The sequence below is a fragment of the Leyella stercorea genome (genome assembly GCF_019052365.1).
Taxonomy (GTDB): Bacteria; Bacteroidota; Bacteroidia; order Bacteroidales; family Bacteroidaceae; genus Prevotella.
The window spans coordinates 1-10279 of record NZ_JAHQUY010000086.1 but is presented as its reverse complement, the minus strand read 5'-3'; the positions used below and the strand labels follow the sequence as shown (position 1 = coordinate 10279).

The 10279-nt window shown below is 51.5% G+C and carries 7 protein-coding genes; 4 read left to right on the top strand and 3 right to left on the bottom strand.

The genetic code is table 11. The features are described 5' to 3' along the window. Positions 1–455 precede the first annotated feature (455 nt). The 3 genes from KTQ90_RS11715 to dnaK form a co-directional block, all read right to left on the bottom strand. Positions 456–1568: a site-specific integrase gene (locus tag KTQ90_RS11715; protein WP_254359625.1), complete on the bottom strand. Its 1113-nt coding sequence runs from the start codon at positions 1566–1568 to the stop codon at positions 456–458. 8 nt (positions 1569–1576) lie between these two features. Next, positions 1577–2128: a helix-turn-helix domain-containing protein gene (locus KTQ90_RS11710; RefSeq protein WP_134771258.1), complete on the bottom strand. Its 552-nt coding sequence runs from the start codon at positions 2126–2128 to the stop codon at positions 1577–1579. 198 nt (positions 2129–2326) lie between these two features. Next, positions 2327–4234, bottom strand: a complete 1908-nt coding sequence (gene dnaK, locus KTQ90_RS11705) for a molecular chaperone DnaK (protein ID WP_217318595.1) — start codon at positions 4232–4234, stop codon at positions 2327–2329. 487 nt (positions 4235–4721) lie between these two features. Here dnaK and KTQ90_RS11700 point away from each other — a divergent pair, with 487 nt between their 5' ends. The 4 genes from KTQ90_RS11700 (at position 4722) to KTQ90_RS11685 (ending at position 10152) form a co-directional block, all read left to right on the top strand. After that, positions 4722–7265 (top strand): YfhO family protein, encoded by a 2544-nt coding sequence (locus tag KTQ90_RS11700; RefSeq protein WP_217318594.1) that lies wholly within the window; start codon positions 4722–4724, stop codon positions 7263–7265. Continuing rightward, entirely contained in the window at positions 7265–8080 is an 816-nt protein-coding gene (locus KTQ90_RS11695; RefSeq protein ID WP_217318593.1) for a GSCFA domain-containing protein, read from the top strand. The genes KTQ90_RS11700 and KTQ90_RS11695 overlap by 1 nt, the downstream gene beginning before the upstream one ends. Before the next feature lie 51 nt (positions 8081–8131). Beyond that, positions 8132–9331, top strand: a complete 1200-nt coding sequence (locus KTQ90_RS11690) for a sensor histidine kinase (protein WP_217318592.1) — start codon at positions 8132–8134, stop codon at positions 9329–9331. An 86-nt stretch (positions 9332–9417) separates the two neighbouring features. Next, the gene (locus tag KTQ90_RS11685) at positions 9418–10152 is read left to right on the top strand and encodes a LytR/AlgR family response regulator transcription factor (protein WP_217318591.1); all 735 of its coding nucleotides are present in this window, start codon (positions 9418–9420) and stop codon (positions 10150–10152) included. The last annotated feature ends 127 nt before the right edge of the window (positions 10153–10279 follow it).

The window sequence follows — 10279 nt, the reverse complement described above, 5'->3', positions numbered from 1 at the left end:
GCAACTTTTTACTCATATTTATCAACTTAAATTAATTCCGCCAACGGGTATATTTTAGAAAAATACGTTCCATATTCGACTCAGACTAAAAGATATTTTGAATTTGGTTACAAATTTACAAAAAAAAATCATAAACATGAATTTTTAAAGTCGCATTGTAAGGAAGCAAAATGCTTTTTAACACTTTCCATGTTTATAATGCCGAATATGAAACTTGTAAGCACTTCATAAGATGGCAACTTTGCTTTTGTGAAGAACAATTATGTTCTTTTCAAAATTTAATAATCTATAAAAACAAAGCAAAATACATTGCTTTTCATATTTTTGATTTATCTTTGCACTTGTAATTGAAGCGTTCTTTGTATATCGCAAAGTTGTAAAAGATAAAGAAGATTGCTCGTTTCTAAATCGTTAGCAGTTACATTATTTAAAGTGTTTAACTCGCTGATATTCAATCAATAAAAGATTTTATTGTGACTCAAGCAATGGAAAGTGATATGCTTAGTGATTCCAGATGCTTCAATCCATCTTGACAAAGGTTTGGAAATCCAGGATGGGGCAGGCAGACCTTCAAATACTAATTGGTCAGGATGCCCGGGTTCTCCACATAGATCATACGCTTGCTCAGAAATAGGCATGTACTCAACGCCCTTTGTCTTCTTTTGGTCGAAGTTGATGCGATAGTGAATACCTTCCTTTGTCAACTCCTTCCATGTCATTTTCATAATGTCGCAATGTCGAAGACCTGTCAAAGCAGAGAATAGGGCTGCACGTTTGATAGTGGCATTATCGCATGGTGTACAAACCAATCGGTTAAGTTCCTCTAAGGTAAGATGCTCCCTTCTTGCCTCTTTCTCTTTTATACCTTTTATCTTAGCTGCAATATCAGATACAAAATATCCATCAACAAACGCTTGCTTTAATCCAGCCTTGAATATTGCGAAATAAGTGGAAGCCGTATTTTGTGAGATTGTACCTTTCTTGTTGCCCCCTTGTGGAGCATCCAACAGGAACAACCTAAAATCCTCAACCAGCTTTGTGTCTATGTTGGCAAAGATCATAGGCTGATTGTCGGTAAAGATGAGCATCAGTGCATATACACGATTCCAATTTACGATAATAGAGTCAGAACTATTCCTGTGCCGAATATCTATTATACTCTTGAAATAGGTAATGAAATCACATTGCGATTTTTCTTTCTGTTCCAATAAAGAGGCTTCTGATTCAGAGTAAAGTCCTATGGTATCATATTCCTTTTGTCTAATAGCCCTGACCTTATCTGCATAGATGCATGATTCTTGGTCAAGCTCCGACTTGCAGAGGATGACACCATTGACATCACGTTTCGGCTTATATGTTACACTTCCGTCAGAAGCTGTTCTTGCAGTTCTGCTTTTGTCCCATATCGGAGTGGTTATAGTACGGTTGACATACTCGCGCACTCGCTGTGGCTTGCCACCGTTTTTGCAGATAACTGGATATGACTCTATGTAAAGATACCATTCCTTGCGAAACTCTGCCTTGCGAAGTTTCACGGAAACACGGGTGTGGGATAGAGATTTCTTCATAGGGATGCTTATTTATAGAGATTGTCTATTTCTTTTTTGGGTACATATACGAAATTGCCGATTTGCCGAGTCGGAATTGAAAACTTTCTGATTTGAAGATAGAGTGTACTATCATTCATATGATATTTCTCACACGCTTGCTGTATCGTGTAGCAATCCTTTGGTTCCAAACTATACAGCTTGGGAATGGGCTTGGGCTGCTTCTTAAGCAAGCTCTTCCTTAGAGGGTACATTTCCATAAGCGTTTCTTTACTTACCCGTGTTTGACGTTGCCCGACATTCACACTTGGAATAACACCCTTGCGTATTAAACGATAAAGCGTTTCCTTGCTGATGCCAAACATGGAATATGCTTCAGGTACAGTTATGTATTCCTGGTCTTTTGGGATAGCTTTGGCTATGGCATCCAAACGCTCATTTCTTTTCTCTTCATCTTTTCTGCGTTTAAATGCAACTTTAGAACATCTTGATGAGCAATACCAAGACGTGATGGTCTTTGCGACGAATGGCTCACCGCAAATCTTGCATTTTCTTGTTATCTCAAACTTTGCTGCACCCATACAGTTCTGTTTTATTATTACTAATATTATTAAGTGTCACATTATCTACCAATAAGTGTTGGTACAGATATGGCACAAAAATACAGCTAATATCCGAATATAACGAAAGAAATACAAAGTTTAACTAAAAAGAAAATCCGCATAACTCATTGAGCTATGCGGATTTATCTATCTATACCTTTCGGTAGTTATCTATACTTACTTAACCTCCTCGAAGTCTGCGTCCTGGATGTTATCATCAGCCTTTGCGCCGTTGTCTGCGCCCGGTTGAGCACCTGCCTGAGCACCTGCGCCCGGCTGTGCGCCACCCTGATACATCTGTGCAGAAGCTGCCTGCATGACGTTGTTGAGGTTGGCGATGGCGGTGTCGATGGCAGCCACGTCGGCAGCCTTGTGAGCATCCTTGAGCTGCTGCAGAGCCTGCTCGATGCCCGGCTTCTGGTCTGCAGGAATCTTGTCGCCGTTGTCCTTGAGGAAGTTCTCGGTGGTGAAGATCATCGAGTCAGCCTGGTTGAGCTTGTCGATCTTCTCGCGCTCTGCCTTGTCAGAAGCTGCGTTCTGCTCTGCCTCAGCCTTCATGCGCTCGATTTCCTCCTTGCTCAGACCTGAAGAAGCCTCGATGCGGATAGCCTGCTCCTTGCCTGTTGCCTTGTCCTTTGCAGATACGTTGAGGATACCGTTGGCGTCAATGTCGAATGTCACCTCAATCTGCGGAACGCCGCGGCGTGCCGGTGCGATGCCTTCGAGGTTGAACTGGCCGATTGACTTGTTCTGTGCAGCCATCGGGCGCTCACCCTGAAGCACGTGGATGGTTACGGCTGTCTGGTTGTCGACGGCTGTAGAGAACGTCTCGCTCTTCTTAGCCGGGATTGTGGTGTTAGCGTCGATAAGCTTTGTCATTACGCCGCCCATTGTCTCGATACCGAGTGTAAGCGGAGTAACGTCGAGCAGAACGATGTCGCCTACGCCGCTCTCCTTGTTGAGGATAGCGCCCTGGATAGATGCGCCTACGGCTACCACCTCGTCGGGGTTAACGCCCTTTGAAGGCTCCTTGCCGAAGTAGTTCTTAACGAGTGTCTGAACGGCTGGTATACGGCTTGAACCGCCTACGAGGATCACCTCGTCGATGTCTGATGTCTGGAGCTTTGCGTCGCGCATTGCGTTCTGGCAAGGTACGAGGCAAGCCTGGATAAGGTTGTGTGCGAGCTGCTCGAACTGTGAGCGTGTCAGCGTCTTAACCAAGTGCTTTGGCACACCGCCTTCTGCTGAGATATACGGCAGGTTGATTTCGGTAGATGTGGTGCTTGAGAGCTCTATCTTTGCCTTCTCTGCAGCCTCCTTGAGGCGCTGCATAGCCATCGGGTCCTTAGAGAGGTCGATGCCTTCGTCTGCCTTGAAGCCCTGCACGAGCCAGTCGATGATTACCTGGTCGAAGTCGTCGCCGCCGAGGTGTGTATCACCGTTTGTAGAGAGCACTTCGAACACGCCGCCACCGAACTCGAGGATAGAGATATCGAATGTACCGCCACCGAGGTCGAATACGGCGATCTTCATGTCCTTGTTAGCCTTGTCTACGCCGTAAGCGAGTGCAGCTGCTGTCGGCTCGTTCACGATACGGCGAACGTTGAGACCTGCAATCTGACCAGCCTCCTTTGTAGCCTGACGCTGTGAGTCGGAGAAGTATGCCGGAACGGTGATTACGGCGTCTGTTACCTCCTGACCGAGATAGTCCTCAGCGGTCTTCTTCATCTTCTGAAGCACCATTGCCGAGATTTCCTGCGGAGTGTACTTGCGTCCGTCGATGTCAACGCGCGGATAGCCGCCTTCGTTTACAACGGTGAACGGTACGCGTGTCACCTCCTTTGCGCACTGCTCATAGGTCTCGCCCATGAAGCGCTTGATTGAATATACGGTGTTCTTCGGGTTGGTGATGGCCTGACGCTTTGCAGGGTCGCCTACCTTACGCTCACCGTCCTTTACGAAGCCAATGACTGAAGGAGTTGTGCGCTTGCCTTCGCTGTTGGCGATTACTACCGGTTCGTTGCCTTCAAATACGGCAACACAAGAGTTTGTAGTACCTAAGTCGATTCCAATAATCTTTCCCATAATATTTCGTTTTTTTATTTTTTACTTTAATTGGTTGATGTTTTCGCTTACTGATATACAAATGGCGTGCCAAATGGGGTTGCGCAGGTTTTTTGCTGACAAACGGCGCTGTGCCGTGTCTGACAGAATGACACTCGGAGCTGTTTTAGTGACAGTTTTTACACTATTAGTGTTCGACTTGGTGCTGCGGAGGCCGGAGACCTCCGCTACGTTTTTGCCCATACTCCTTGAGATATTCTCATCGGGCAGCGGACGGAATCTGATCGGACGGCGGACGGAATCCGATTGGGCGGCGGACGGAATCCGATCGGGCGGCGGACGGGATCTGATCGGACGGCGGACGCTGCCCGACGCAAAGCGCAAGAAAAAAGGGTTCGATTACGGCGTATTTTGAATTATTTCTGTAACTTTGCAGAGTTGTATATATATTAATGTATATCGCAACGTGAACGTTTACATTGTATAATCAAAAAAAACAAGAATATCAATGAAGACTTTGAAACGCTTTCTACCAGACTTGCTGGTAGTGTTGTTGTTTGCGGTCATCGCGTTTGCCTACTTCTTCCCGGCAGACACCGAGGGGCGCATTCTCTATCGTCACGACTCGTCGGCAGGACGCGGCGCGGGCGAGGAGCTTACCGAGTATTATCAGCGCACGGGCGAGCGCACCCGCTGGACTAACGCCTTGTTCAGCGGTATGCCTACGTATCAGATGGCGCCGTCGTACGACTCGCAGGAGGTGCTTAACGGCGTGGGCAAGTTCTACCATCTGTGGCTGCCCGAGAACGTGTGGTACGTGTTCGCCTATCTCTTGGGCTTCTACATCCTGCTGCGCGCGTTCGACTTCCGCCGCGAGCTGGCTGTGCTGGGCTCCCTGCTATGGGCTTTCAGCAGCTACTTCTTCATCATCATCGCCGCCGGACACATCTGGAAGGTGATTGCGCTGGCTTATCTGCCGCCGATGATTGCGGGCATCGTGCTCGCCTACCGCGGCAAGTATGTTTGGGGCTTCGTGCTCACGGGTCTGTTCACGGCGCTCGAGATTCAGGCTAACCACGTGCAGATGACTTACTACTATCTGTTCATCGTGCTGTTCATGGTCATAGCCTATCTCGTAGAGGCTCTGCGCCAGAAGCAGATGGCGCGTTTCGCCAAGGCTACGGCGGTGTGCGCGGTGGCTGCGGTGCTGGGCGTGGTGATCAACCTCTCCAACCTCTACCACACGTGGCAGTACACGCAGGAGTCGATGCGCGGCAAGAGCGAGCTGGTGAAGAAGAACTCTGCCAACCAGACTTCGAGCGGCCTCGACCGCGACTATATCACGCAGTGGAGCTACGGCGTAGACGAGACGTGGACGCTGCTCGTGCCTAACACCAAGGGCGGCGCTTCGGTGCCGCTGGCGCAGAACGAGAAGGCTATGGAGAAAGCCAACCCCGAGTTCTACCAGATATACCAGCAGATGGGTCAGTACTGGGGCGACCAGCCGGGCACAAGCGGTCCGGTGTACGTCGGAGCGTTCGTGATGATGCTCTTCGTGCTGGGTCTGTTCATCGTGAAAGGCCCGATGAAGTGGGCGCTGCTCGCTGCGACGGTGCTCTCCGTGCTGCTCGCGTGGGGCAGAAACTTCATGTGGTTCACCGACCTCTTTCTCGACTATGTGCCGATGTACGCCAAGTTCCGCACCGTGGCGTCGATACTCGTCATAGCCGAGTTCACCATTCCGCTGCTTGCTATGCTGGCTCTGAAGAAGGTGTTGGAGACCGAGAACTTCCTCAAGGGCACTACCCCACTGCTCGTCGGCACGGCTTCGCACCGACTGGTGTGCCGCGAGGTGAAGAATCGCTCGTGGCTCGCGCTCAGCTTCTTGCTTACGGCGGGCATGTGCGTGGCGTTCGCCATCATGCCTTCGGTGTTCTTCCCCGACTTCGTGTCTAACGCCGAGCTGCGCGCGCTCGCCTCTATACCGAGCGAGTATCTCACGCCGCTCATCAGCAACCTGCGCGAGATTCGCATCTCTATATTCACAGCCGACTGCTGGCGTTCGTTCTTCGTGATACTCGCCGGAACAGTTGTCCTCGTGCTCGCTCTGCTGAAGAAACTGCAGCCGAAGTACGCCGTGGCGCTCCTCTTCGCGCTCTGCCTCGTGGATATGTGGCAGGTGAACAAGCGCTACCTCAACGACGGAATGTTCGTGGAGCGCAGCGTGCGCGAGACTCCGCAGCAGGAGACTGCCACCGACCGACAGATTCTGCAGGACACAGCGCCCGACTATCGTGTGCTCAACCTCGCGTCGAACACGTTCAACGAGAACGAGACGTCTTACTACCATAAGTCTATCGGCGGCTACCACGCAGCCAAGCTGCGCCGCTACCAGGAGCTTATCGACGAATACATCGCGCCCGAGATGCAGCAGGCAATGTCTGCCATCGCCAAGGCTCATGGCGATATGACAAGCGTGCCGGGCGACTCGGTTTATCCGGTGCTCAATATGCTCAACACGAAGTATATCATCATGCCGCTGCAGGGCGGACAGACCGTTCCGCTGCAGAACCCGTACGCTTACGGCAACGCGTGGTTCGTCGACCGCCTCCAGTATGTCGACAACGCCAACCAGGAGCTCGACGCCATCAAGCGTCTCGACCTGCATCACGAGGCTGTAGCCGACAGCAAGTTCAAGACAGCGCTGGGCGACGCCGTAAAGCAGGAGGGCACAGCGTTCGTGCGTCTCGACAAGTACGAGCCTAACGAGCTGCGCTACACCGTGCAGTCGCCGAAGGGCGGCGTGATCGTGTTCTCGGAGATTTACTATCCGGGCTGGACCGCTACGGTCGACGGCAAGGACGTAGAGGTGGGTCGCGTAAACTACGTGCTGCGCGCCATCAACGTGAAGCCGGGCAAGCACAACGTGGTGCTCACGTTCAAGCCGGCGTCTGTGAAGAACACCGAGACCGCGGCTTACGCAGCCTATCTGCTGCTGGCTCTCGCCATCATCGGCGGAGTGCTGTTTGAAGTTAAAAGAAAAAAAGAGTAATGGTATTTCGCACGCCAGTCATCATAGACAAGTCGCCGTTCGCTATCGACCCATGCGAGCGCATGCTCTTCGTAGGCTCCTGCTTCGCCGACAACATCGGTAGCAGGTTCGTCGACGACAAGTTTCGCGCTACGGTCAATCCCTTCGGCGTGATGTACAACCCGGCGAGCATTCTGCACACCGTAGAGCGCTACCTCGCAGCCGAAACTGCTGAGGTGGCGCGCACGGCGGTGTTCACGCTCGGCACCAACCGCGTGTACATACTCAACGAGACGGGCGAGATTGTGGACAACTGCCAGAAGCGACCGCAGCGACTCTTCACCGAGCGCAGCCTCAGCGTAGACGAGTGCGCCGCCTATCTCCGAGAAGCCATCGCCCGACTGCGCAACCGCCGACCGGACATGCGCGTCATACTCACCGTCAGCCCCATACGCTACGCCAAGTACGGCTTTCACGGCAGCGCCGTGTCGAAAGCTACGCTACTGCTGGCTGCAGACGAAGTTGCTCGGCAGACAGACGCCTGCGTCTACTTCCCGGCGTACGAGATTGTGTGCGACGAGCTTCGCGACTATCGCTTCTACGCACCCGACATGCTGCACCCGTCGCAGCAGGCTGTCGACTATATCTGGGAACGCTTCGCCGACACGTTCTTCAGCTCTAAGACCAAGGCGTTCATGAGCGAGTGGCTGCCCATAAAAGCTGCGCTCAACCACCGCCCGTTCAACCCCGACTCGGCAGAACACCGCGCCTTCATTGAGAAGACGCATCAGAAACTGGTTGCCCTAAAGGCACGCTACCCGCAGATGGAAGACTAAGAAGAACCAATTGGAGACATAAAGAAAAGAGAGTTATAAAAACAAAAGCCTATGAATTTTCGTAAAGAACACACAATCTACACTGCCATCTGGGCTATGCTCTACGCTTCGCCCGTGGTAAACATCTACACGCGAATGGCAGGCAACCCCCGCATCACCTTCTCGTGGGGCGAGATATTCCACGCATGGGCGTTCACAAGTATATGGCTTGTGATGTTCGCCATTCACAACTTCCTGCTGCTGCCCATCCTTCTGAAGAAGCGCAAGACCGGAACCTACCTATGTCTGTCGGTAGCCATACTGCTCGCCGGCACGTTCATCAACTACATGGGGCGACCGAAGCACAGACACATCGACGAGACACGCATGGAGGCGGAGTGGAAAGCCGACTCGCTGGCTTACGAGCGCGTGGCGGCTGTGCGGCTTGGCGACGGACGCTACTGCAGTCCGCAGAACCCGATGCGCCGCAAGCCGCTTGACTATCAGCCAATCGATCCGCTGCCTATGCTTGGACCGGGCGAACTGGTGGCTTTCTTCGGCGGACTGCTGCTTATGGGCATGAACCTCGGCGTGAAGCTCTACTTCATGTCGCAGCGCGACCGAGAGCGACAGAAGATTATCGACCAGCGTAATCTCGAACAGCAAATGGAGTATCTGAAGTATCAGGTTAATCCGCACTTCTTCATGAATACGCTCAACAACATTCATGCTCTCGTAGACATCGACCCCGAACGTGCCAAGACTACCATCGTCGAATTGTCGAAGATGATGCGCCACATTCTGTACGAAGGCAGCAAGAAGCTCATTCCGCTGACGCGCGAGGTGGAGTTTCTCAACCTCTACGTTCAGCTCATGCGCCTTAGGTATACCAGAAAGGTGCACATCAACGTGGATGTTCCGCCGCAGTTGCCCGAGCTGAAGCTGCCTCCGCTGATGCTGATCATCTTTGTGGAGAACGCGTTCAAGCACGGCATAAGCTACCGCGAGGAGTCGTTCATCGACATCAAACTTCGCGTGGAGGACAAGCGACTTCTCTTCAGCTGCTGCAACAGCAAACCCACGCAGGTGCAACGCACGAACGAGAAAGGCGGCATGGGGCTGCAGAACGTGCGCCAACGTCTCGAACTGCTCTACGACGACGACTACACGCTCGACATCAACGACGGCGAAAAGACGTACGAAGTGAAGCTCGACATACCGATGCAGACGCGCCTGCCCGACGCAGAAGCCGAGACAGCGGATGTATCGTAACCATAAAGCGCAACAGAAATAACGAACAAGATTAAGAACAGCCCCAACATATATAACAACCGCCCCAACATATAAATCCAAACACTATGATAAAGACTCTTATCATCGACGACGAGCCGTTGGCTCTCCAGCAACTTGCAGTCTATGTGTCGAAGGTTCCGTTCCTTACGCTCGTGGGCGAGTGTCAAAGTGCTCTCGAAGCGCGCGACATCATCAACAGCGAACGCGTTGACGTCATCTTCATCGACATCAACATGCCCGACCTTAACGGCATGGACTTTGTGCGCTCGCTCGTGGCGCCGCCGCTCGTGGTCTTTACCACAGCCTATTCGGAATATGCTATCGACGGATTCAAGGTTGACGCCGTAGACTATCTGCTCAAACCGTTCAGCCTGGACGACTTCCGTCGTGCCGCTCTGCGCGTAAAGGAACGCTATGAGCACAACAATGCGCCGCTGCCTCTCACCGCTGATCCTGAGCCTGAGCAGACAGACGAGAACATCTTCCTGAAGACGGAGCATAAGGTGGTGCGCGTAAAGATAGCCGACATACGCTACATCGAGGGCATGTCGGAGTATCTGAAGGTGCATGTAGACGGACAGTCGCGCCCTATCATCATGCTTCTTGCTATGAAACGCATGGAGGAGCGTCTGCCGTCCAACTTCCTGCGTATTCATCGCTCGTATATCGTGAACATGAATCATGTGCAGGAGGTGACAAAGAACCGCATCGTGATGGATACTGACACGAATCTGCCAATCGGAGATATGTATAAGGATGCGCTGAGCGAATACCTTGCAGACAAGTATTTGGGAAGGTAGAACGAATTTTCAATTCGTTCAGTTGAGAATTGAGAATTTAGAGTTGAGAGTTATGATTACTCTTAGAAGTTATAAATGCGAGCAAAAACTCAAACAACAAAGCATATCATAACTCTCAACTCTCAAC